Raw genomic sequence first — 25,865 nt, 5'->3', positions numbered from 1 at the left:
AATTTTCTAATTTTTGTAGTAGATTTCAGTACTTTACCTTTTTCGACTCTTTATAAGGAGTCGAAACCCAGAAACCTGAACCTTTACTTATGAAACCTCAACTCCTGGTGGTTGGCGGGTTGGCCGTGGTGGTTGCGCTTACGCTTTCTTCGTTCCTCGGAATCTTCGAGGATAAGGTGGATTTTAATACCCAGATCAAACCGCTGCTCAATAAAAACTGCATTGCCTGCCACGGGGGCGTCAAAAAGGCGTCGAACTATAGCCTGCTCTTCAAACACGAAGCCCTCGCACCAGCCAAATCCGGGAAACTGGCCATTGTGCCGGGCGACGCCGATGCCAGCGAACTGATCCGCCGGTTGACGCTCACCGACCACGATGAACGGATGCCGCTGGAAGCGCCCCCGCTGAAACCGGAAGAAATCGAACTGCTGCGGAAATGGATCGACCAGGGCGCGGAATGGGGAGACCACTGGGCGTATCAGTCCGTCGAAAAACCGGACGTTCCGAACATCGGTACGTTCTGGTCGCGACTCGGCATCGTTGAAAACGACGAACTGAATTGGGCGAAAAACGAGATCGACCATTTTGTTCTGGACAAACTGAAACCGGAAGGGCTAAAACCATCGCCCGAAGCCGACAAAGCCACGCTGATCCGCCGGGTGTCGCTCGACCTGACCGGTTTGCCGCCGACGGAAAAAGAAGTTGCGGATTTCCTTGCCGACAATTCCCCGAATGCTTACGAAAAAGTGGTGGACCGGCTGCTGGCGTCTCCGGCCTACGGCGAACGCTGGACGGGCATGTGGCTCGATCTGGCCCGCTACGCCGATACGAAAGGCTACGAACGCGATCCGGGACGGACCATCTGGCGGTACCGCGACTGGCTCATCAAAGCCTTCAATCAGGACAAACCGTTCGATCAGTTTACCGTCGAACAACTGGCCGGTGATTTGTTGCCAGACCCGACAGATGATCAACTGGTTGCGACCGGTTTTCACCGCAACACGATGACCAACGACGAAGGCGGAACGCAGGATGAAGAGTTCCGGGTGGCCGCCGTGATGGACCGCGTCAATACGACCTGGGACGTCTGGCAGGGCACCACCTTTGGCTGTGTGCAATGCCACACCCACCCCTACGATCCGTTTGTCCACGAAGAATATTACAAATACCTGGCGTTTTTCAACAACGCCCGCGATGAGGATGTGACGACCGAAACACCGACCCTGCGGTTTTACAAAAAGGACGATTCGCTCAAAGTTCAGGCATTGAACAACTGGCTGAAAGGGCATGTGAAGCAGCCCCGGCAGGCGCAGGAGGTGATGAAATTCGTCCGGATTACCGAACCCAAAATCAATTCACACGATTTCGACCAGTACGTCAATGCGTCGCTGCTGGATGCCAAATTTTTCGGGGTGCAGGATGGCGGTTCCGGGCGGATTAAAAACATCGATCTGACGGGCAAAAACCGCCTGATCATGCAATGGGGAACGAAGGCCAAAAATGCCGTTCTGACCCTGCACCAGGACAGCCCGACCGGCCCGGTTTTGCTGACGACTCCAACGCCTGGTGGCCGGGATACGACCATGATTTTTGCGTTGCCGACGGTTTCGGGTCACCATGATTTGTATGTAACGCTGAACAGTCCCGAAACGCCGAAAGACTGGGTGCAGATCAAATGGGTGTCGTTTCAACCCGCGCTGCCCGATCAACCCGCGACGGCGTTGGGCGAAATGGACCTGAAACTGGCGGAAATTCTGAATACCCGGCCCGAATCGACGCCCATCATGCAGGACGGAACCGGTGATCTGGCCCGGAAAACCCACATTTTTGAGCGGGGAAACTGGCTGGTGAAAGGCAAGGAAGTGAAGCCCGACGTGCCGAAATCGTTGCCGCCAATGGCAAAGGAGTTGCCCAAAAACCGCCTGGGTCTGGCGAAATGGATGGTGAGCCGCGAACATCCGCTGACGGCGCGGGTGGCCGTCAACCGGTTTTGGGAACAGTTGTTCGGAACCGGAATTGTCGAAACCGTCGAGGATGTCGGCACCCAGGGCATCCCGCCGACGCACCGCGAATTGCTGGATTGGCTGGCCGTCGATTTCATGGAAACCGATCACTGGAGCGTCAAGAAATTGCTAAAAAAAATTGTGGTTTCGGCCACCTATCGCCAGCATTCCTACGTCTCGCCCGAGCTGCTGGCGAAAGATCCCTACAACAAATTGCTGGCGCGTGGGCCCCGCGTCCGGCTGGCGGCCGAGCAGGTTCGCGATCAGGCCCTGGCGGTTACCGGCCTCTTGAGCAACAAGTTATACGGCCCCAGCGTGATGCCGCCCCAGCCCGACGGCATCTGGCAATCGCCCTACAGTGGTGAATCCTGGAAGCTGAGCGAAGGCGAAGACCGCTATCGCCGGGCACTTTATACCTACTGGAAACGAACCGCGCCCTATCCGTCGATGATTACCTTCGATAGCCCCAGCCGGGAGTTTTGCCAGTTGCGCCGGTTGCGCACCAACACGCCCTTGCAGGCCCTGGTGACACTCAACGACCCGGTGTACGTAGAAGCCGCCCAGCGATTGGCCGAAACGATGACCCTGCGCGGAAAAACGCCCGAACAGCAGATTCAGGCCGGTTTTCGACTGGTTATGCTGCGGGATCTAACGCCGAAAAAACTGGCGGTTCTGACCCGATTGTACCGCAATACCGAAGCCTATTATCGCCAGCATCCGGAAGATGCCCACCAGCTATTGTCCTGCGAAGATGCGACGCCCCAACTGGCGGCTCTGACCGTGACGGCCAATACGATGCTGAACCTGGATGAAGTGATTACGAAAGAATAAAATCCGATGAACAAACTCCTCAAAGAACTCCAGGAAGCGGCTTTGCAACGCGAAACCCGGCGGCATTTTCTGCACACCTGCACCACTGGTCTGGGCGCGATGGCCCTGGGGTCGACCCTGACCAGTTGCGGTTTTTTCGGTAGCAAGGAAGAGAAAACGGCACTCAGCACGTCATCCGCTTCGGGTGAGCCGATGACGCCACGCCCGTCGCAGTTTTCGCCAAAAGCGAAACGGGTGATTTACATCCACATGGCCGGGTCGCCGTCGCAACTGGAGTTGTTCGATTACAAACCGGAGCTGGTGAAATACCACGGCAAAGACTGTCCGCAGGAACTGCTGGAAGGCAAGAAATTCGCCTTTATCCGGGGCGTTCCCAAGATGCTCGGGCCGCAGGGCAAGTTTGCACAACACGGCCAGTCGGGCGCGTGGATTTCCGATTATCTGCCGCATTTGCAAACCGTGGCCGACGAGATCACGTTCATCAAATCGATGCACACCGACCAGTTCAACCACGCCCCGGCGCAGTTGCTCATGCACACCGGGGCCGCCCGGCTGGGGCGTCCCAGCATTGGCTCGTGGGTGACCTACGGGTTGGGGTCGGAAAATGATAATTTGCCGGGATTCATCGTGCTGGCGTCGGGCGGAAAACAACCGGATGCGGGTAAATCGGTCTGGGGGAGCGGTTTTCTGCCAACGGTGTACCAGGGTGTGCAGTGCCGCACCGACGGCGACCCGGTTTTGTACGTTTCCGATCCGAAGGGCATGAACCGCGACATTCGGAAGCAAACCATCGAAGCGATCAACGACATCAACCAGCAGCAGTACGACGACGTGAAAGATCCGGAAATCCTGACCCGGATTTCGCAGTATGAAATGGCGTTCAAGATGCAGATGTCGGTGCCCGATGCGATGGACATCAAAAGCGAACCCGAGTACATTCTGAATGCCTACGGTGTTGACCCGAACAAAGGATCTTTTGCCCGGAACTGTCTGTTGTCAAGACGATTAATTGAGCGCGGTGTGCGGTTTGTCCAGCTTTTCGACTGGGGTTGGGATACGCACGGAACCAGCAAGGACGGTTCGATTGAAACCGGTTTGCGGGACAAATGCACGACCTCGGATCAGGCCGTAACGGCCCTGCTCAATGACTTGAAACAACGCGGTTTGCTCGACGAAACGCTGGTGGTTTGGGGCGGAGAATTTGGCCGGACGCCCATGCAGGAAAACCGCGACGGCCAGACGTTGCCGTTCATGGGCCGCGACCATCACCTCGATGCGTTCACCGTCTGGATGGCGGGGGGCGGGGTCAAACGCGGTTTCAGTTATGGCGAAACCGACCCGATTGGCTACTATGCCGTCAAAGATAAAGTCCACGTACACGACCTGCAGGCCACGATTCTACACCTGCTCGGCTTCGACCATTCCAAGCTGACGTACCAGTTTCAGGGGCGCCCCTTCCGGCTGACGGATGTGGCCGGGAAGGTGGTCAAGTCGGTTCTGGCGTAATCACTTAGGGTATAGGAACGCGGATGGAAGGATGAAACAGATCAAAACGGATTTTAATCCGTGCAAATCCGTTCGATCTGTTCCATCCGCGTTCCTATCAATCTGGACTCCAGGCTGAAAAAATTAAATTATTTATAGGGGTAAGATAGACACAAAGCCAAAACGCGGTATCATTGTGTTGAAAATACACATTAAGATTACGCCAGATACTTCACCCAATCGTCTATTTTACCGGAATCAACATGAATCGCAGAAATTTTCTTGGAACCTCCTTAGGACTTGGTGCGCTCTCGGTGCTTGGCCTGAATGCCTGTTCGGCAAAAGCCAAAACCATAGGCTTACAATTGTACACCCTCCGGGACGACATTCAGAAACAGGGGATCGAAACCGTACTGGCGGAGGTAGCCAAATTGGGGTATAAAGAAGTGGAAAACTTCGGGTATGGCGGTGGGAAATTCTTCGGAAAAACCCCGGCCGAATATCTTAAAATTCTGAAAGACAACGACTTATCGGCTCCTAGCGGACACACCCTGACGGCGCGTTCGACCCAAATGGGGCCGATGGACGGCCTGACTAAAAACTGGCAGCAGGTGGTAGACGATGCCAAGGCCGTGGGTCAGGAATACATCATCATCGCGTATCTGGCACCCGACGAGCGCAAACCGGACGACTACAAACAACTGGTCGATCTGCTGTCGGCAGGGCAGGAAACGGCGAAAAAAGCCGGGCTGACGCTGGGCTACCACAACCACGATTTTGAGTTTACGGAGCGCGTGGATGGCCAGATGCCGTATGAACTGATTCTGAAAAATACGACGGTGCAGATGGAAATGGATTTGTACTGGATTTCGAAAACCGGTCAGAAACCCGCCGACTATTTCGCCAAATACCCCGGTCGTTTTCCGCTCTGGCACGTGAAGGATATGGCAAAAACGCCGGAGCAGGAATTTGCGGAAGTAGGCACCGGTTCCATCGATTTTGCTGCCATTTTTGAAAAATCCGAAGAAGCCGGTCTGAAACACTATTTTGTGGAGCAGGACATCTGCAAACGCCCTCCGCTGGAAAGCATCAAAATCAGCATCGACAACATCCAGAAAGCAAGCTGGGGTTAATCACCCCGATCACGTCTACTTTGTGGAGCAGTTTTGGCTGAACAACGTTGCGGAATTCCTGGAAATCGACTATCGGATCTAATGCCTGCTCCAAAATTACGGTTCAAAACAAAAAAAGCCCGGACAGATTGTCCGGGCGGTCGTTAATAGAGATGGTAAAATGGAACCGGTTTGTTCAGGCACTGTGCACAAAACACGTCGTAATCTGTACAGAACCCGCAGCACATAAAGAGCCGAAAGGCCGTTTCCTACTGACCGGAAATAAAAAACCGATACCGTGTTGGATCAGGTGGGAGAAGTATGGGTCAACTCCGACGGTTTTTAAATATTTTGGAATAGGATAATCCCGCTTGTGACGTGCGCATATCCAGTATTTTTCCACTCTCTTCGTCGAAGTATTTGCAAATTCAACGATTTGTCCCAAGTTTGCAGCCAGAAGCCAGCGTCGCCACACTGGCTCTGTTTTTACAAGAAAAATCTATTTATTATATAGAATTAGTAGTTTGAAAGGAGAGTTACCAAACCGCTTTTTTTATTCATATTTATCTTTCAAATTGCATTAAAAGAAGGTCACTCGATTGACGATGCAACATACCGACGCTGAACTCTGGGAATTGTTTCGTACGGGCCGTCCGGAAGCCTTCGAACTGTTATACCGGCGGTTCTATGCGGTTTTGTTTCGATATGGGCGGACGTTCACCCACGACGATAAACTGGTCGAGGATTGCATTCAGGATTTGTTTCTGAACCTGCATCGGTATGGCAGCAACCTGAAACCCATGACCGACGGGGTTGCTTTTTATCTGCTGGCTTCATTACGGAACATGCTGTTCCGCCAGTTGACCCTTCTGAGCCGACTGCGGGATGCTTACCCCTTGCCGGAAACCGGGTCGCAGATCGAACTGTCGGTGGAGGATGCACTGATCATCCGGCAACTGTCGGATCAGCAGATTCAACAACTCAATCAGGCTTTGGAGCAACTTCCCGAACGTCAGCGCGAAGCCATCGTTCTTAAATTTTATTCCGGTCTGTCTTTCGAGCAAATTGCGCAGGTGATGGGCGTCAACCACCAGTCGGCCAAGAACTTCATCCAGAAGGGGTTGGAGGCTCTGCGTCAGCGCATTGGCCCGGCCATTCGCATTACGCAAATTCTATATGGAAGCCTGATTCCGATTTTGCCGTATTTTTTCAAAAAATCTCCCAAACGGTAGGGTACTTTTTGACCGGACCGGACTGTATTCCAAAAAAGCAGGAAAGCTTTGGCAACGGAATACAAATTATTCACGCCCGACGACTGGATTTTTGATGCCGCCTTCCGGCAATGGGTGTTGCATCCATCGGCCTCGGAAGACCGGTTCTGGCAGCAGTACATCGCTGCGAATCCGGCCCAGCGGGAAGCCATTGCCCACGCCCGGATTCTCATTCTGTATAGCCAGCAGCCGCCTGCCGTGCCTGCCGAACAACTCGACCGCTCGTGGCAGTCTTTGCAAAACCGTCTGCCTGAGCCGGTTGTCCGTCCGCTGTGGTCCCGCTCGTGGCTTTCGGTGGCGGCTTCTGTGGCCGTGATCCTGTTGTCTGGTCTGGCCTGGTGGCTGTACCAGAACACGCCCGAAACCTACCAGACGGCATACGGCGAAACCCGGCAACTTACGCTACATGACGGAAGCCGGGTGACGCTCAACGCCAACTCAAGCCTGCGGCTCGCCCGAAACTGGAAACCGGAGGCAACGCGCGAAGTCTGGCTGGAAGGAGAAGCTTTTTTCTCCGTGACCCACCAGCAAAACCACCAGAAATTTGTCGTCCACGCCCGCCAGCTCGATGTGCAGGTGCTGGGAACAGCGTTCAACGTTTTTACCCGCCCCAAAGCCGTTAAGGTGGTGCTGGAGTCGGGAAGTGTGAAGCTCAGCCAGCCCGATAAAGCGCCGGATCAGGGCATTACGATGAAACCAGGGCAGTTTTTTGAAGTGAAAGCCGACGGCACCCAGCAGTGGCGAACCATCCGGCCGGAACCGTATTCGGCCTGGAAAGAAAAACGGCTGGTGCTGGATCAGACCACCCTGGCCGATCTGATCGAAATCCTGCAGGATAACTACGGCCTGACTGTCCAGGTACCGCAGGAAGAGCTACTGCGGCTGCGGGCGTCGGGATCGATGCCACTCACCGACGCCGATGATGTGCTCGTCCAGATCGAAAGGCTTTTCTCGCTGACTATCAAACGTTCCGGAACCAACGTCACCTTCCATAAGCTCTAATTCCTAACCCTTATCGTATGAACCCAAGACGCACTACGCCTAAACTCTATTTTATGGATAGAACAACTCTATTTTGTTTGGTTGTAATCGGGCTATTCATCCGGCAACCGGTCAGCGGTCAGGTGCTGGCGTGGAATCCCAACCGGCAACTGCCGGAAAAACCAGCCAGTCAGGCACAACGGCGCCTGCTGACCTCCGTGCTGAAAGACATCGAAAACCGGTTTCAGATTTCCATCGCCTATCGGTCGGATTTGCTGGATAACCGTACCGTAGAACTCAAAACCGAGCGGTTTTCGAGTGCCGAAAAGGCGTTGAAGAAGGTGCTGGAAGGGCAACCGCTGCGCTACGAAAAAGTGAACGACGGTTTTTATCTGATTGCCCCCCTGTCGACCGAGAAGAAGGAGAAACCCCAAAACCCGGCTCCGGCTTCCAGCCCGGTCAATGGAAACGATCGTTCCGGCGAAGCCTCTCAACTGGGTGGCAGCGGCATTTTCGCCCCGATCAGTCAAAAAATCGCGGCTGCGCTGGTGCCGGTAACCGGTCGGGTGATCGACCAGAACGGCCAGGCCATTCCGGGGGCCACCGTGCTCTACAAGGAAAATCCGAACCTGGGCACGTCCACCAACGCCGAGGGCCAGTTCAGTCTGAATCTGCCTGAAGTTCGGGGGAGTCTGGTCATTTCGTCGATTGGCTTTCTGAGCCAGGAGGTTGCGTTGGGGCAGCAAACGACATTTACGATTACACTGGAGGCCGACACCAAGGCGTTGCAGGAAGTCGTCGTAGTCGGCTACGGTTCCCAACGGTCGCAGGATTTGACGGGTTCGGTGGCGGTGGTCGACCAGAAAGCCATCCGCAGCCTGCCGGTTTCGACCATCGACCAGAAAATGATCGGGCAGGTGGCGGGGGTGCAGATTCAGCAGCCGTCGGGGGCGCCGGGGGGCGGAACGTCCATCAAAATTCGGGGCAGCGGTTCGCTGGGCGCGGGCAACGAGCCCTTGTATGTGGTGGACGGAATGCCGTATTCGGCGGGCATGAACCAGACACTCAACCCGTTGCTGTTCATCAATCCGAACGACATCGAATCGGTCAGCATCCTGAAAGATGCGTCGTCGACTGCCATTTACGGTTCGCGCGGGGCCAATGGCGTGATCCTGATTACGACCAAAAAAGGAAAATTCGACCGGACCGAGGTCAGTGTGTCGTCCATGCGTGGGGTGCAGCAGGTTCCGCAAAAAGGCCGCCCCGAAATGCTGAACGAACGCGAATTCGCGGAATTGCAGCGTGATAAAATCGGGATTGTGGTTCGGCAACGCGAAAAACGGGCGGCTACGATCGACGACTATCCCCAGGAATACCGTAACCTCGACAACCTGACCGGCAAGGGCACCGACTGGTACGGTTTGCTGCTTCGGCCAGCCGCCATTGAAGATCACAACGTCAGCATTCAGAAAGGCTCCAAAGAATCGCGGCTGAGTTTCAGCATGGGCTATTTCAAACAGGACGGTGTTCTGAAGCACACGGGCGTGGAGCGGTATAGCAGCAAACTGGGCATCGAGTCCAACCTCGGCAAACACGTCAAGGTCAGCGCAATTCTCCAGCCCACATTTATCACCCAGAAACGAACCAACACCAATTCCAGCCGGGAAGATATTTTGGGCGTGAGTCTGTGGGCCAATCCCTTGCGTACTCCGTATGACCAGAACGGCAACCTGATTCCGTACATCGTTTCTCCGCAGAGCAAATACCATTCGGCCTGGAGTTTCGCCAATCCGCTGTTTACGTTGCGGGAAACCATCCAGACCGAGAAGGATTTTCAGAACCTCGGTTCGGCTTTTGTGGAGTGGGAAATCATTCCGGGTCTGAAAGCGAAAACGTCGCTGAACACCATCTGGTCGACGGCCAAATACCAGCAGTATATTCCGGCCACGGTGGGCGCGTCCAACACGCCCCCGATCGTCGGCACCGGACGCTCGAACAACAGCCGCAGTGAGCGGTTCGACTGGCTGATCGAAAACACGCTAACGTACGATAAAACGATTGGCAATCACCGCTTCGATGCGCTTTTGGGCTATACGACCCAGAAAAGCACGTCGACGGGCGTTAACCTCACGGCCAATCCGTATACGAACGACCTGATTCAGACCATCAATGCCGCGCAGACCATCAGCGCCTGGGGCGAAACCGTCAACCAGTGGGCCATGATTTCGTACCTGGGGCGCATCAACTACGCCTTCAAAGACCGGTATTTGCTAACGGCCACCTTCCGGTCCGACGGTTCGTCGCGGTTTGGGAGCCGGAATCGCTACGCCCTGTTTCCGTCGGTCGCGGCCGCCTGGCGGGTTTCGGAAGAGGATTTCCTGAAAGGCAACCGCGTCATCAACGACCTGAAACTGCGGACCAGCTACGGGCGAAGCGGCAACAACAACATCGGTAATTATTCCCACCTGGCGTCGATCAATGCCGAATCGTATGTCTTTGGAACCACGCAGGTGACGGCTTCCAGTGTGGGTTTGTCCAATCCCTATCTAAGTTGGGAAGTATCGAATCAGGTGGACGTCGGTGCAGATCTTGAATTGTTCCAGAACCGCCTGTCGCTCTCGCTGGATTATTACTACCGGAAAAGCACGAACATGCTGCTCAACGACGTGATTCCGGCCATCACCGGCTACAACGCGCAGACGGTCAACAAGGGAAATGTCCGGAATACCGGGATCGAAATTGCGCTGGGCGGCACCCCGGTTTCGGGCGCGTTCAACTGGGATGTCAACCTGAACATGGCCTTTAACCGCAACAAGGTGCTTTCGCTCAACGACAACGGCGACCGGATTCTGGCCGGTAGCAACGACAACAATCCCACGCACGTTTCGGTGGTGGGCAAACCCATCAGTCAGTTTTTCGGGTATATTTTCGACGGGCTCTATACGGCCGCCGATATTGCCAATCCGGCCATCATCAAAACTCCACAGGTCTATGAAGGCAACGTCAAATACAAGGATGTGAACGGCGATGGCGTGATTACCGACCTGCTGGATTATACGATGATTGGCAGTCCGCACCCCAAGTTCATCTTTGGCGTTACGAACCGGTTTTCCTATAACCGCTTCGATCTGAACGTCATCGTGAGCGGGCAGTATGGCGGGCAGGTCATGAACGGCTTGCGACAGACCGTCGACAACCTCCAGGGCTTTTTCAACGTCAGCAAAGAGTGGACGGCCCGCTGGCGGAACGCCGATACACCAGGTGACGGCCAGCACTACGGCATTCCCATTCTGACGCCCAGCCTGGGCCACCGGGTTTCGAGTTTGTGGGTCGAAGACGCGAGCTACCTCCGGATCGGCAACCTGACGCTGGGGTATTCGCTGCCTGAAAGCTGGGTGAAAAAAACCGGGTTTGTCAACAACTGCCGGTTTTACCTGACCAGCCAGAATCTGGCTACGTTCACCAAATACAAAGGTGCCAATCCCGAAGGGCAGTCGGTGACGGTCAACAACACGCTGGCCCCCGGCTTCGACATGTCGTCGTATCCGCTGTCCCGCACGACGTCCATCGGCATCAACCTGACATTCTAACCACCAGACCAATCGTATGAAAAAGATAGTGTATGTGCTGGGGCTGTTTTTCCTGTCGGCCTGCTCCAACGATTTTCTGGAGATTTATCCGGAAACCGCCCTCAGCGAAGGAACCTTTTACAAGTCGGAAACCGAATATATTCTGCTGGCCAACGGCTGTTACGTACCGATGCAGACCTACGAAAAAGTGGAACACTGGGTGATGGCCGAACTCATTTCCGACAACGGCAGCTTTCAATACAGCACCGTAACCGGCGAAGCGTCAAAAGGCGTTATCGATCAGTTCATTCTGGCCTCCAACAACGTTGCCTACGCCAACTTCTGGAATTTTTCGTACAACGGCATCACCCGTTGCAACAAACTGCTGGCCGAAATCGACCGGACGGGCGTAACCTGGTCGAAAGAATCGTTCAAGAAGCGTTGCGCCGGTGAAGCCCGGTTTCTGCGGGCCCTGTATTACTTCAACCTGGTGCGGCAGTTCGGTGGCGTTCCGCTGGTGCTGACCCCCATCGAATCGCGGGAAGCCGTCGGCATCAAACGGTCGACGGAAGAGCAGGTGTACGAAAACATCATCAGTGATCTGAAAGCCGCCGTCGAGAATTTTAACGGAGCCACCGATGTCAAAGAAAACGGACGCGCCAACGAAGGGGCGGCCCTGGCGTTGCTGGGGAAAGTCTACCTGACCCAGCGTAAGTATGCCGAAGCCGCTGCGGCCCTGAAAACCGTGATCGAATCGGGCAAATACAGTTTGCTGCCCAATTATGCGGACGTTTTCAATCCATCGAGCAAAGATTTTAAGGAGACGATTTTTGCGGTGCAGTATTCCGAAAATAGTGCGGCATTGTCCAACCGGTTTCTCTTCTGGTTTGCGCCCTGGACCTCGGCGGGAGCCATCACCGGGCGTCCCGGCATCAGCCTGGTCGGCGGGGGCTGGAACCAACCCACTGACGATCTGATCAATGCGTTCGAAGCGGGCGACAAACGCAAGGAGGTGTCGATCAAATTCTGGAATGGCGCCGACTGGGATGGCGTCGTGCGGCCCATTCCGTATTGCGCCAAGTACAAGGCCCCGCTTTCATCGCCCGTCGACCGGAGCAGTGACAACATGCCGGTGTTGCGGTATTCGGATGTGTTGCTGCTGTACGCCGAAGCGCTGAATCAGCAGGGCAACACCGCCGAAGCGATTCCGTACGTACAGCAGGTTCGCAACCGGGCCGGGTTGACGCAGTCGCTGGCGGGTACTGGCAAAACCGCTTTGGAAACGCTGATTGCCAAAGAACGCCAGGTCGAGTTCTGCTTTGAAAACCAGCGTTGGTACGATTTGAAACGGACCGGCAAGGCGGTGGAAGTCATGACGGCACACGGCCAGCGCGAGAAAGCGAAAAAATCGTTTCTTTACAATACCGCCTACGAAGTGACGCCCACCAAACTGCTCGCTCCGATTCCGGAAGAGCAGGTCCTGGTCAATAAAATTAACCAGAATCCGGGGTATTAAACACGTCAAAAAACCTGACAATAGAATGAAAAAAAACCTGCAACTCTCTGGTTTTCTTCTGGTTGCCGTAAGTCTGCTCTACTGCACGACCCGGCCAAAAACGGCGGTAAAAGCCGAAAAACCCAATGTGATTTTTATCTTTTCGGACCAGTGGCGGGCCGATGCCGTGGGCTACGCGGGCAATCCGGATGTAAAAACGCCCTACGCCGACCAACTGGCGAAGGAAAGCGTCAACTTCAAAACCGCCATTGCCACCATGCCCGTCTGCACACCCTACCGGGCAACGTTGCTGACGGGGCAGTATCCGCTCAAGCACGGCGTTTTTTACAACGACAAACCGCTGCCGAACGAAGCCCTGACGATGGCCGAAATCTTCAAGGACAATGGCTACCAGACCGGTTACATCGGCAAATGGCACATCAACGGACACCGGAATGGCGAACATCCGTTCAGCGCCCGCGACAAGCCGATCACCCGCGACCGGCGGCAGGGGTTCGATTACTGGAAAGTCCGGGAAGTGTCGCACGATTACAACGATTCATTCTATTTCGACGAAAAGGATCAGAAACACCAGTGGCCGGGCTACGATGCGTTTCCACAGACGGACAGTGCCATCGGGTTTATCAAGCAATCCAAAGACAAGCCGTTTCTGCTGGTGTTGTCCTGGGGACCACCCCACAATCCGTACCACACGGCGCCCGAAAAATACCGGGCGATGTATGACCCGAAGACGCTGACGATCCGGCCCAATGTGCCAAAAGCCATGCAGGACAGCGCCCGGCGGATTTACGCGGACTATTACGCCCACTGCACCGCCCTGGATGATGCGCTCGGCAAACTGCTCAAAACCCTGGACGAGCAGGGCATTGCCGACAACACGATTCTGGTATGGACCTCCGACCACGGCGACATGCTGCTGACCCAGGGTGTTTTGCGGAAACAACGCCCCTGGGACGAATCCATCCGGGTGCCGATGCTGGTGCGGTATCCGGCCCAATTCGGGAAGAAAAGCATTGAGATCACCAAACCGATCAACACGCCGGATATTCTGCCGACGCTGCTGGGCATGGCGGGGTTGAAAATTCCCGCAACCATCGACGGCAAGGACGTTTCGAAGGGCATTCTCAACCCGGCGGTTTATCCCATCGATGCCGCGCTGGTGGTGTTGCCGGTTCCGTTTCACGAATACAATTTCCAGAACGGAGGGCGCGAATACCGGGCTGTTCGCACCGAGCGGTATACCTACGCCCGGCGGCTGGCCGGTCCCTGGCTTTTGTATGACAATCAGACCGATCCGTATCAGCTAAACAATCTGGTCAACAAGGCTGAATACGCTGCGTTGCAAAAGCAACTGAATGCGGTGCTGGATCAGAAGCTGAAGGAAACCAACGATACATTTTTACCAGCCGACGAGTATATGAAGCGTTATAACTACACCTATGATAACAAGGATAGTTTGCGGCCACAGTCGTATTATGCGGAAATTCGTCCCAAATAAGGTTCTTAAATCCTGAAAATTGCCATGAATAAAACGATTTTAAGGACGGTCGGTTGGCTCGGGGTGGTGGGAACCATCTTGGGCAGCGCGGCATTTGTTGTCGATCTGCCTGAGACAACGGCTGGAAAACCGCCCGGAAAACCCAACATCATTTTCCTGCTGACGGACGACCACCGCTGGGATGCGCTGGGCGTAATGGGCAACCCGATCATCCGGACGCCGAACCTGGATGCGCTGGCCAAAGGCGGTATGCTGTTTCCCAATGCCTACGTCACCACGGCGATCTGCTGCGTCAGCCGGGCCAGTATGCTGAGCGGACAGTATGAATCACGCCACAAGATCAATGATTTTGTGACGGATTTCTCGCCGGAAGCCGTTGCGAATACCTACCCATTGCTGCTCAAAAAAGCCGGGTATACAATCGGTTTTGTCGGCAAGTATGGGGTGGGCGATAACCCGCCCGAAGACCAGTACGATTTCTGGGCCTGCAACCGCAAGGGGCAGCCGCCGTATGAATACACCAACCAGAGTGGGAAGAAGATTCACCATACTGACAGCGTAGCGCATGGTGTGCAGAACTTCCTGAACGATTTTGCCGGAAAAGGACCGTTCTGTCTGTCGGTAAGCTTCAAGGCCCCGCACGAACTGGATGGCAACCCGCCGACCTATCCGGTGCAGGAACGGTTCAAGGCGTTGTATAAAGATGCCAAAATACCGGTGCCGGAAACCGCCGATCCGAAGTACTGGGCCAGCTTCCCGGACTTTTTCCGAACCGACAAAAACATTGGCCGCGAACGCTGGAAACCGCTGTTCTCCACGCCCGAACTGCACCAGAAAACCGTCAAGGATTACTACCGGCTGATCACCGGCGTCGATGAGGTGGTGGGCAAGCTGAGGGCGCAGTTGAAGCAACTGAATCTGGATCAGAACACGATCATCGTTTTTATGGGCGACAACGGTTTTTACCTGGGCGAACACGGCATGGAAGGCAAGTGGTTTGGTCACGAAGAGTCCATCCGGGTGCCGCTGATTATCTATAACCCGGCTTTACCCGCCAGCCGGAAAGGAACCCGACCGGACCGGATTGCGCTCAACATCGACATTGCCCCCACCCTTCTGTCGTTCGCCGGGGTTGCTGTCCCGAAAACCATGCAGGGGGTGGATTTGATGCAGGCCAATGCACCCGCCCGGACGGATTTCTTCTACGAACATACGTTTATGGGCAGTCCGCGGTTGCCTAAAGTGGAAGGCGTGGTCACCCCGGATTTCAAATACATGAAATTCATCGAGCACGGGTATGAGGAGTTGTATTCCATTAAAGCCGATCCGCACGAAACGAAAAACCGGGCGACGGACCCGGCTTTTCGCAAGAAATTAGACGAAATGCGAAACCGCTACCAGGTGCTGAAAGAAACCGTTCAGTGAATAGGCGTCGCCCGGGTTTTTACTGGGTTTTCCAGTGAAGGCCCAGGCGAATGCGAAACAGGGTTCCTTCACCCGCTTTGGTCTCAATCTCCAGGCTGGCCCGCAGGAGTTCACACAGCCGTTTGACAATCGACAGGCCGATGCCTTCGCCTTTGGCGGCTTTAGGAGCCTGAATAACGGCTTTCTCCCGGGCGTCGGCTTCCGGTGTGGGCACCCCAAAGGCCGCGCTCGATTCGGGAATGGGGGCCAGCACCTGCGAATAGGAACCGGAATCCTGATTAGGAAGGCCCGGCCCGGAATCCTGAATCCCGATGAGCCAGCGGTAATTGCTTTCGCGAACCCACGACACCGATATCCAGCCGGATTGAGTATGTTTCAGGGCGTTCAACACCAGATTCTGCACGATGCGCTGCAAGTGGAGAGGATCACTTTCAACCAGCAACTCCGTCGGCCCGTCGGCTTTTAACATCAGGCCTGCTTCTTCGGCCAGTGGCTGGTAGCTGTCGATCAGTTGATGCAGGAGTTGTCCTGCGTTAAACGGCTGAATGTTGAGGGATTCCTGACCGGCTTCGAGTCGGGCCAGATCCATCAACTGGATGACCATATTCCGCACGGTTGTCAGGTTGCGATTCAGCATTTCGAGCATCTGTTTCCGTTCCGGTTCATCCGCTTCCACCAGATTCAAATACGAAGCGGCTCCCTCGATGATGCCGAAGCTGCCCCGCAGGTCGTGAGAGGCCGTTCGCAACAGATCTCCGCGCTGGCGCGTCAGGTCGTTCAGATCGTCGAGGGCCTGCTGCAGGAGCTGAACCCGGTTGCTGGCGTCCAGGCGCTGCAGTTCCGTATATTGCCCGACGCTACCGCTGATGCTGAGTGTTTTGAACCAGGATAAGTATTCATACGATTCGGCGACCCAATCCATTTCAGGTGCCGGATGGCGTTGCCAGTAGTGACGCAGTTCATCCAGCAGCACCTGATTCAGGTGATGGATTTCCGTCAGCAGTTCCTGCAACGTATACCCTTTTTGCCAGCGGTGCAGGCCATGCTCCTCCGACAACTGCTCAATATCCGCATTCAGAGCGAGTTGCCGCAGCCGCTGGTCGAAAACGTTGAGAATAAAAGGAACCTTGTTGTTGAACTCTTCCCGGCTTAAACTGGCGATGGTGTTGCAGGCCGGATCATTTTGACAGGCTGTTCGCCAGGTGTTCAGAATGGCTTCCCGCCGGGCGGCCAGGTAGGTTGCCAGTGTGGCCAGCGAAGGATCGATTGGGGTATTCATAAGGAGCGGGTCAGGTGAAACTTCCGTTGCCTGAATAACCCGTTCGGGAAAGAATGGTTAAAAAGTGCAGGTTGATTCAAAGTTTTAAGATAGGTGGAAAACTCGCTAACTTTTTATAAACAACTCCAATCTTGTTCTGTTGATAGGCTACGTTGTCGGGGTATTGAGGCACTCTCAAACACCGGCAATCGGGTAATTTTCATCAAAACAACGTTTAAAAACATGGCAACGACAAAAGGAAACGGAGAAAGCGAATTGAAGGAATTGTTTGTCGATGAGTTGAAAGACATCTACTGGGCGGAAAAACATTTGACAAAAGCACTGACCAAAATGGCAAAATCAGCCACGTCGGACGAATTGCAAACCGCCTTCGAAAAACACCTGACCGAAACCGAAAACCATGTAGCCCGGCTGGAGCAGGTCTTTGAGGCTGTGGGTGAAAAAGCATCGGCCAAAAAGTGTGATGCGATGGCAGGGTTGATCGAGGAAGCGGAAGGGTTGATCGAAGACACCAAAGAGGGAACGTTAACCCGGGACGTGGCCCTGATTTCGGCGGCACAAAAAGTGGAGCATTACGAAATTGCTTCTTACGGAACGCTGAAAACCCTGGCCGGTGTGCTGGGCTATCCAAAGGCGGCTCAACTGCTGGAAGCAACCCTGGCCGAAGAAAAGAAAACCGATTCCCTGCTGACGGAAATTGCCGAAGGCTCCGTCAATGAGTCAGCGAAAACCGAGTAGTTGATTTTTGAAAAGAGAGATGGACTGGTAGTAAGCCGGGTTATGAAACACCGGCTTACTACCGTTAGGCAACGGCACGCTATGGGAAAGAAGAAGCAGAATGAAGATTTGCACGGCAATGTGCCGGATCGCTTTCCGGTGGCTTTGCTGATTATCGATATGATCAATGATCTGGAGTTTCCGGAAGGCCAGCTGTTTTTAAAACCGTCTTTGAAAGCCGCGAAGCAGATTGCGGGTTTGAAAAAACGCGCCCAGGCTTTACAGATTCCGATCATTTACGTGAATGACAATTTTGGCCGCTGGCGGTCCGATTTTACGGAAGTGGTCGAGCATTGCCTGAATGATGGGGTTCGGGGTCAGCCTCTGGCCGAACTGCTGCATCCGGAAGCGGAGGATTACTTTGTGCTGAAGCCGAAGCACTCGGCTTTTTTTGCCACCACGCTGGATACCTTGCTGGAGTATTTACAGGTTGAGCGCCTGATTTTGACGGGTATCAGTTCCGATGTCTGTGTTCTTTTTTCGGCTAAAGATGCGTATATGCGGGACTTGGCGCTGAGTATTCCGGCTGATTGCATAGCCTCCGACGCACCGGAACATACCAAAATGGCCTTAACGTATATGGAAAGGGTGCTTGGCGCTGATACAACGCCATCAGACAAACTCGACCTGTCGGCGTTGTGCCAAATAGACGTTCGCACTGACGAAAAGGTCCCTGCTCTCTAATAGTCCGGTAGATCTGTAAACTTTTCAGATGCCTGAAAACGGATGACACCAGACCGAAAAGCCGGAAGTCGGGTTCGACAAACCACGCCGGGTATCCGGCCGGTTTATCGAACCCGTTTTCGTGTTTACTCCGGAAGAAAAGCGTGAGCCACGGCGTTCTCCGAGGGCTTCAGTTGGTTTTTAATCAGGCCGTTCATGCTGGCCCAGGTCAGGTCCCAGGATTGCTGCTGTAGGTGTGCGTCGATCGGCGCCCAGTCGGATTCGGCTTGTTCCTGGAGGGCTTCTGCCATCGCCTGTTCAAACCCCCAAACCGTATCGGCAATCCAGACGGGCGCGTAGTCGCCGTAGGTAGTGACCACATCCCGAATCGGCGTTGAAACCACCGGGAGCCCGGCGGCCAGGTATTCCGGCGTTTTGGTCGGACTGATAAACCGGGTGGCCTCATTGCGTGCGAAAGGCAGCAGAGCCACTTGCCAATTGCTGAAATAAGCCGGTAAGGCCTCATAGGGTTTCATGCCCAGATAATGCAGATTTGGCCCTTGCGGCAACGTGGCCGGATCAATTTTAACGACCGGTCCCAGCAGAATAAACTGCCAGTCGGGCTGGCGGCTGGCCAGTTCTCGCAGAAGCGTCAGGTCCAGCCGTTCGTCGATGACGCCACTGTAGCCAGCGCGCGGGTAGGCAATGCCGGCGTGGTCGGCAGGATCGGCCAAGCCCTGACGAGCCTGGGCAAAATGGGGGTTGTCGATGCTGCTGGGAAACGCATGGACGGATCGGTGTCGTTGCTGTTTGGCTTCGAACAGGCTGTAGCCGCCGGTGAAGACCAGCCCGGCCCGGTGCATCAATTCTTCCTCCCGTTCCCGCAACGCGGGTGGGGCTCCGTGAAAGGCCGACAGCTCATCCATGCAATCGTAAAGCGTCAGCCGGGGCCGCAACTGGTCAGTAAAGGCCAGCGCCATTGGCGTATAATACCAGGAAATAAAATCGATGATCCGGTGTTGAACCCGCAAGTTGTTGAGCCACTGGCGTTGCAGTTCATGGCCCGCTTCGGCCGTCAGACCGGGAGGCAAGTGAGGAACCAGAACATGCAGGTGGGGATTGACCGGCCGAACTTCCAGCCAGGCATGGTCGTCGCAAACGGGTTCTTCCCAATACCAGACCCGGTATTGCTGACTGGCCCGACTCATGAGATGCTGAGGGCGCTGATACACGAAGTTCCAGCGTAAATGCGAGAAACAGAGTAAATCAGTGATATCGCGCGCTGAAGTTGTTGAAATTACCTGAGCCGACAGGTCGAATTTACTGGATTCCTGATGTCCTGACTGACCTCCGGCTACCGATGGATGATGAGACATTTGATGATGGTTTATAGATGATTCATTGCGCCGGCAAACCGTATTTACAGGAAGCCATTATCATCTATTCAACTCCATCCGGTCGGCAAGGGGAGGCTTGGGCGCTCAGAAGTTAGGAAGCGGTCCGGCCTGCGAAATCAGGCTGTTTTGAACCCGGGCTAAAACCGCCTGTGCCTTCCGTAAGGCGTCGGCATACGGTTGGTTCAGCACCTGGTGTGGCGGCTGTTGGGTGACGGTTCCATCGCTGGTTCCCTCCGCGTCCCAAAGCCCCGCTTGGTGCCAGGGCGTCAGATGATCCCAATCCGGCCGGTCGATGATCGGGTACAGGCAAATTCCCCAGAGTGGGATGCCCCCGCTCAATACGGCCGCACTTTCCCGGGCCACAAACTGAATCCACTGGGGGCGGTCTTCGCCGGGGTGACTCGTTTCCGAGAGAACAATGGGGCGCTGGTAGCGTCGATACACTTCCCTGAACAGGTCGCGCAGGGGCCGCCAGCGCGGATCGAATCCCTCGTTGGCCCAGGGTAAAAAATCACCGGAACCGGCAATCCACTGATTGTTGTAGTAATAATTCAAGCCCACCACATCCAGGTAATCGGGCTGCCCACCCAGTTCCGAACAAATTCGTCCACTGAGCATATCCGTAGCCTGAAACTGGTTATCGTGTGCCAGGGCCGCAAACGCAAGCTGTTCCGGCGTGGCATCCAGGGGTGGCACCACGTTGACCAACGGCTCGGTCGTCAGGATGCGGATGCTGGGGTCGGCCTCCCGCAGGGCGGCCACGCCCTCGATGTAAGCGCGCATCAAACCGTATTTCACTTCCCAGCCCTGCCCCACGCAGTAGGGCGACGTACCGCGGGCATCGCCCCCCAGCCACGACAAAAAGCTGACTTCGTTGATCGGTGTTACGATCAGGGTACTGTAGGGGTCAACCGAGCGGTAAAACGCAACGAAACTCCGGCACAGAGCGGCAAACCGACGCGCAAACAGCGGATGCAGGGGCGTCAGATCGTCGGGAAATCCAAAATGGCAGAGATCCCAGACCTGCTGAATCCCGGCCATCCGGCCCCGTTCCATCATGAACGCCAGCGTTTGCCAGTCATACTGATACGGGCGTTTTTCGACCTGGCTCCACCGAATGCCTTCCCGGACGGTTTGGATGCCGAACGGGTCCAGATTCCGGTAATCGTCGTCGATGCGTTGCAGATGCCCCGTAATGTGGAGAAAATCGACCCGGTTTCCCCAGGCATTGAGCTGATCGGTGCATTCATACCCTCCCATCCAGAACGACTGGAAAGGGTTGCTGCGTGAATGGACGGGCAAAAAATCGGTTTCGACAGGGAAAACGTTCATGCAATCGAACGGCTGGTGTACCCGTAAATGTAAAAAGGAAGATCGGGAGAACCGGGTGTTGAGTCAAAAAGAGAGGCAATGGCCTGCCGAAGAACAGGTGTCTGGGTCTTCAGAATTTCACGTTCTGCACCAGTTGCCGGAATTTTTACGGACTCCGGTTTGAAGATCGAAACATTCTATTCCAGTCATTGCTTAATACATAGCTGCTCATCGCGGCACGTCCGTTGGTCAACCGGCAGACAAATTGACCAACGGTTCTTGAAACGTACTTTATCCGCAGGCTTTATCCGATACTCATGACTAATCCGGTTGCTACCTATCGTATCCAATTTCACAGTGGATTTACCTTTAGCGATTTTGAAAAAATAAGGCCGTACCTGAAGAAACTGGGTGTTGGTACGCTCTATGCCTCGCCCGTTTTCGAATCCGTACCGGGCAGTCAGCACGGCTACGATGGGGTCAATCCGCACCGCATTGACCCGGAAATTGGCACGGAAAAGCAACTGAAAACACTCAGCAAAAAACTCCGGAAGGAGGGCATCGGCTGGCTGCAGGACATCGTTCCCAACCACATGGCGTTTCATCCCAACAACCCGTGGCTGATGGACGTGCTGGAAAAAGGCCCGTTGTCGCGGTTTATGCCCTTTTTCGATACCGTCTGGACGAGCCAGCTTTTTCACGGACGGCTGGCGGTTCCGTTTCTGGGTGCGCCCCTCGATGAGGTCATCAAAAACCGGGAACTCAAGGTCGCTTACCAGGACGGACGGCTGGTGCTGCGGTATTTCGACACGGACTATCCGTTGCGCCTGCGGTCGTACCCAACCGTTTTGCAGGCTCCGGATGATCAGCCGACGCTGGAATCGATTCAGCAACTGCTCGACCAGATCCGCCCCCTTCAACTGGTGGAAGAACCCGAAGCCTACGCGCTGGGAATGAACGAATTCCGGCAGCAGCTCACGTCTTTGCAGAAAAATCCGGTCGTTAAGGCCTACATCAAGTCGTGTCTGAGCGCCCTCAACCGCGACCCGCAGCGACTCCGCCAGCTGGCTGATGAGCAGGTGTATCAGTTGAGCCACCACCAGGAAACCGACCGCCGGATCAATTTCCGGCGGTTTTTTACGGTGAGCAGCCTGATTGGCCTGAATGTGCAGAATGACGCGGTGTTTTCCTACGTTCATCAGGGAATCAAGGACCTGGTGGTCGAGGGGGTATTTACCGGGTTGCGCGTCGATCACATCGACGGACTGTATGACCCCGGTCAGTATCTGGAACGACTCCGCGAACTGGCCGGGGAAGAAGCGTATCTGATCGTTGAAAAAATTCTGGAACCCGGCGAACCGCTGGAAACGACCTGGCCCATTCAGGGAACCACCGGCTACGAGTTTCTGGCGCAGGTCAATAACCTGTTTACCCAACCGGCCAGCGAGCCGGTTCTGACGCACTTCTACCAGCAGCTCGTTTCCGATGCCACGCCCGTTCACCAGCAGATTCTGAACAAAAAGGCGTTCATTCTCTCGCAGCACATGAAGGGCGAGTTGGACAACCTGTACCGGTTTTTCCTGGAACTGAATCTGGTGGAAGAAAATGCGCTGGCTGTTCTGCCGCCCGACAGTCTAAAGGCGGCCCTCGGCGCATTTCTGGTGTATTGCCCGGTTTACCGGTATTACGGCAGCACGTTTCCGTTGGAGGAGCGGGAGGCTACCGCCGTGCAGGCGATTCTGACCGACCTAAAAAGCCAGAAACCGGAACTGGCCACGGCGGTCGATGTGCTGGAAGAAACGCTGCTGCAAAAACCGGCTGATGGCGACGATGCCTACAACCAGCGGGTTTCCCATTTGTACCGGCGGTGTATGCAATTTACCGGCCCGCTGATGGCCAAAGGGGTGGAAGACACGCTGATGTATACCTACAACCGCTTGATCGCGCACAACGAAGTGGGCGATTCGCCGGAAACGTTTGGGTTGTCGCCGGCCGATTTTCACCGGGCCATGCAGGAACGCCAACAGCAGTGGCCGCTGGCCCTCAATGCCACCTCGACGCACGACACCAAGCGCGGAGAAGACGTCCGGGCACGGCTGAACGTGCTGACGGATTTGCCCGACGAATGGCTGAAAACCGTCCAGGAATGGCAGCAGCTAAACGCCGGCTTGAAGCAGAAGAGCGCGCCGGATGCCAACGACGAATATTTCATTTACCAAACCCTGGTGGGGGCCTCTCCCATGCCGGATCAGGACGACGACGATTTTGAAAACCGGCTTCAGGATTATCTGGAAAAAGCCTTGCGGGAGGCCAAACGGCATTCGAGCTGGAACGCGCCCGACGCTGCGTATGAGGAAGCCACCCGGAATTTCGTTGCGCAATTGCTCAACCGGAAACGACCTTTCTGGAAAAGCTTTCAGAAATTTCACCGCCAACTGGCTGATTTTGGAATTGTTAACTCCCTGGCACAGGTCGTTCTCAAAATGACATGCCCCGGTGTTCCCGATGTGTATCAGGGGTGTGAGCTGTGGGACCTGAGTCTGGTCGATCCCGACAATCGCCGACCCGTCGATTATGACCAGCGCCGACAGTGGCTGGATGAACTGACCAATCCCGATCAGGCTCCGTCGGATGCGCTGTTGAGCGATCTGTGGGAAAACCGGTATGACGCCCGAATCAAGCTCTGGTTGACCCATACCTTGCTTACCGCCCGAAACCAGGAGTCGACCGAACTCTTTGCCGAAGGAGACTACATTCCGCTGGCGGTAGAAGGGCAGTACCGGCAGCATGTGCTCGCGTTTGCGCGTCGGCACCGGCAGACCTGGCTGGTGGTGGCCATTCCGCTGCACCTGGCCGAAATGAGCCGCCGGCAAAATAAAAGCGTTCCGGCCCTGGACTGGAAAGATACCCGGATCGTTTTGCCGCCGGAGGCACCGGATGAATGGAAGCACATGCTGCTTCCGACCAGCGGCAAAACAACAGACGGCATTGCACTGAAAGACGTTTTCAAGACGTTGCCGCTGGCGGTTTTGAAACTACAACCCGCTTTTACCGACCGGAGTGCGGGTCTGCTGCTGCCCGTTACGTCACTTCCCTCGGCTTTTGGCATTGGTGATTTGGGGCCGGAAGCGCGGGCTTTTGCCGATTTTCTGAGCCGCAGTCGGCAACATTACTGGCAAATACTACCGCTCAATCCCACGGAACCGGGAGCGGGACATTCGCCCTACAGCACCTATTCCAGCATGGCGGGCAACACCCTGCTGCTGAGTCCGGAAGCCCTGGCCCAGGACGGTTTGCTGGATTGGGACGCCTTACGCACCCACCAGCTTCCAACCACCGGGCGGGTGGATTATGCCGGAGCCGAGCGGGTTCGGCATGTTCTTTTAGAGCAAGCTTACCGAAATTTCGCCCAACAGAAAGACAGTCCGTTACAGAATCGATTTCAGGAATTTTGCCGGCGCGAAGCCCACTGGCTCACCGGTTTTGTGCTGTATATGGGCCTGAAACAAAAATTCCAGGGCCAGCCGTGGTATGAATGGCCGGAAGAATACCGCCTGCGCCAGCCGGAAGCGTTGCGGGCGTTTGAGGAGGCCCACCATGACGAATTGGAAAAAGTGCGCTGGTTGCAGTTCATTTTCGACCGGCAGTGGCAGAACCTCAAAGCATATTGTAACCAGCGGGGCATTCACCTGCTGGGCGACTTGCCGTTTTACGTGAGCTATGATTCGGCGGATGTGTGGTCGCACCCGGAACTGTTTAGTCTAGATGAATCGGGGAAACTGATCACGGTGGCCGGGGTGCCACCTGATTATTTCAACGCCGATGGTCAGCTTTGGGGCATGCCGATTTTTCGCTGGGATCGGCTTAGAGAGCGCGGTTACGACTGGTGGATTCGGCGGATTCGGAAAAATACGGCGTTGTTCGATCTGGTGCGCATCGACCACTTTCGCGCGCTGTCGGAATATTGGGAAATTCCGGCCGGGGAGAAAACCGCCATCCGGGGCGAGTGGAAACCGGGGCCGGGAGCCGATTTTTTCCGGGTTCTGCACCAGGAACTGGGCACTTTACCCCTGGTTGCCGAGGATTTGGGCGACATCAGCGAAGCGGTTTATCAGCTACGCGATGCGTTTCAGTTGCCGGGTATGAAGGTCGTTCAGTTTGCTTTTCAGGAAGCGTTGCCGCTCTCACCGCACATTCCCCACCAATACACGCCCAATTTTATTGCCTATACCGGCACGCACGATAACAACACAACCCGGGGCTGGTACCGGCAAAGCCTGAGCCCGACCGAACAGAAAACCGTAGCGGAGTATGTCGGGAAGCCGGTTTCCGAGAAAACCGTGCATCTGGCGTTGGGGCAACTGGTGTATGCCTCGGTGGCCAGAACAGTGATTCTGCCGGTGCAGGACGTGCTGGGGCTGGACGAAACCGCCCGGATCAACACCCCGGCTGCCACCGCCAACAACTGGCTCTGGCGGCTGCTGCCGGGGCAGTTGACCGATGAAGCCGAAAACCGGCTTCGGTCGTGGGCGACGCTCTATAACCGCTGGTAAGCCTGTACCTGCCAGCGGTTGACTGGCTTCATTAATGAAAATACGACCTTGTGTCCGTTGTGGTCACAAGGTTGTATTTTCATTATTTTCAATTCAGCTCCATAGGAATGCTTTTTTACCGCTTTTCGAGTAAGTTTGTGCTCAGGCGTCGGTGACGAATGATCTTTCTTCGCTTTCACCCTACAAAGTTCATT

At 55.1% G+C, this 25,865-nt stretch carries 15 protein-coding genes; 12 read left to right on the top strand and 3 right to left on the bottom strand.

The genetic code is table 11. The features are described 5' to 3' along the window. Window positions 1-89: 89 nt before the first annotated feature. The 9 genes from FH871_RS21445 (at window position 90) to FH871_RS21405 (ending at window position 15,691) form a co-directional block, all read left to right on the top strand. A complete protein-coding gene (locus FH871_RS21445) occupies window positions 90-2,834 on the top strand; it encodes a DUF1553 domain-containing protein (protein WP_138993451.1) in 2,745 nt (914 codons plus the stop codon). Between the two features lie 6 nt (window positions 2,835-2,840). Continuing rightward, window positions 2,841-4,340, top strand: a complete 1,500-nt coding sequence (locus FH871_RS21440; protein WP_138993450.1) for a DUF1501 domain-containing protein — start codon at window positions 2,841-2,843, stop codon at window positions 4,338-4,340. Window positions 4,341-4,582: 242 nt separating this feature from the next. Beyond that, a complete protein-coding gene (locus tag FH871_RS21435; protein ID WP_138993448.1) occupies window positions 4,583-5,452 on the top strand; it encodes a sugar phosphate isomerase/epimerase in 870 nt (289 codons plus the stop codon). A 584-nt stretch (window positions 5,453-6,036) separates the two neighbouring features. Next, the gene (locus tag FH871_RS21430) at window positions 6,037-6,663 is read left to right on the top strand and encodes an RNA polymerase sigma factor (RefSeq protein ID WP_138993446.1); all 627 of its coding nucleotides are present in this window, start codon (window positions 6,037-6,039) and stop codon (window positions 6,661-6,663) included. 48 nt (window positions 6,664-6,711) lie between these two features. Next, window positions 6,712-7,704 carry a FecR family protein gene (locus FH871_RS21425; RefSeq protein ID WP_138993444.1) on the top strand — a complete coding sequence of 331 codons (993 nt, stop codon included), beginning with the start codon at window positions 6,712-6,714 and terminating at the stop codon, window positions 7,702-7,704. Window positions 7,705-7,757: 53 nt separating this feature from the next. Further along, entirely contained in the window at window positions 7,758-11,273 is a 3,516-nt protein-coding gene (locus FH871_RS21420) for a SusC/RagA family TonB-linked outer membrane protein (protein ID WP_138993442.1), read from the top strand. A 16-nt stretch (window positions 11,274-11,289) separates the two neighbouring features. Beyond that, a complete protein-coding gene (locus FH871_RS21415; RefSeq protein WP_138993440.1) occupies window positions 11,290-12,768 on the top strand; it encodes a RagB/SusD family nutrient uptake outer membrane protein in 1,479 nt (492 codons plus the stop codon). A 25-nt stretch (window positions 12,769-12,793) separates the two neighbouring features. After that, window positions 12,794-14,266, top strand: a complete 1,473-nt coding sequence (locus FH871_RS21410) for a sulfatase (protein WP_138993439.1) — start codon at window positions 12,794-12,796, stop codon at window positions 14,264-14,266. Window positions 14,267-14,290: 24 nt separating this feature from the next. Next, complete coding sequence (locus FH871_RS21405; protein ID WP_138993437.1) at window positions 14,291-15,691, top strand: sulfatase; 1,401 nt, start codon at window positions 14,291-14,293, stop codon at window positions 15,689-15,691. A gap of 19 nt (window positions 15,692-15,710) precedes the next feature. On the opposite strand, the gene FH871_RS21400 is transcribed toward FH871_RS21405, so the two are convergent. Continuing rightward, a complete protein-coding gene (locus FH871_RS21400) occupies window positions 15,711-16,970 on the bottom strand; it encodes a sensor histidine kinase (RefSeq protein WP_138993435.1) in 1,260 nt (419 codons plus the stop codon). Window positions 16,971-17,192: 222 nt separating this feature from the next. Between FH871_RS21400 and FH871_RS21395 the strand changes: the two genes are divergently transcribed. Continuing rightward, window positions 17,193-17,708, top strand: coding sequence for a ferritin-like domain-containing protein (locus FH871_RS21395; RefSeq protein WP_138993434.1), 516 nt, complete (start codon window positions 17,193-17,195; stop codon window positions 17,706-17,708). Between the two features lie 81 nt (window positions 17,709-17,789). Then, on the top strand, window positions 17,790-18,431 hold the full coding sequence (locus tag FH871_RS21390) for a cysteine hydrolase family protein (protein ID WP_138993433.1): 642 nt from the start codon (window positions 17,790-17,792) through the stop codon (window positions 18,429-18,431). 125 nt (window positions 18,432-18,556) lie between these two features. Here FH871_RS21390 and FH871_RS21385 read toward each other — a convergent pair whose 3' ends face one another. Further along, the gene (locus FH871_RS21385) at window positions 18,557-19,786 is read right to left on the bottom strand and encodes a glycosyltransferase (protein WP_138993431.1); all 1,230 of its coding nucleotides are present in this window, start codon (window positions 19,784-19,786) and stop codon (window positions 18,557-18,559) included. A 105-nt stretch (window positions 19,787-19,891) separates the two neighbouring features. Then, the gene (locus FH871_RS21380) at window positions 19,892-21,139 is read right to left on the bottom strand and encodes an amine oxidase (protein ID WP_138993429.1); all 1,248 of its coding nucleotides are present in this window, start codon (window positions 21,137-21,139) and stop codon (window positions 19,892-19,894) included. 296 nt (window positions 21,140-21,435) lie between these two features. Here FH871_RS21380 and treY point away from each other — a divergent pair, with 296 nt between their 5' ends. After that, window positions 21,436-25,671, top strand: a complete 4,236-nt coding sequence (gene treY, locus FH871_RS21375; RefSeq protein WP_138993427.1) for a malto-oligosyltrehalose synthase — start codon at window positions 21,436-21,438, stop codon at window positions 25,669-25,671. Window positions 25,672-25,865: the final 194 nt, after the last annotated feature.

It is taken from the genome of Larkinella sp. C7, from assembly GCF_006149005.1.
Classification (GTDB): Bacteria; Bacteroidota; Bacteroidia; order Cytophagales; family Spirosomataceae; genus Larkinella.
The sequence above is the reverse complement of the archived record's forward strand: the minus strand, read 5'-3'. Positions and strand labels throughout refer to the sequence as shown.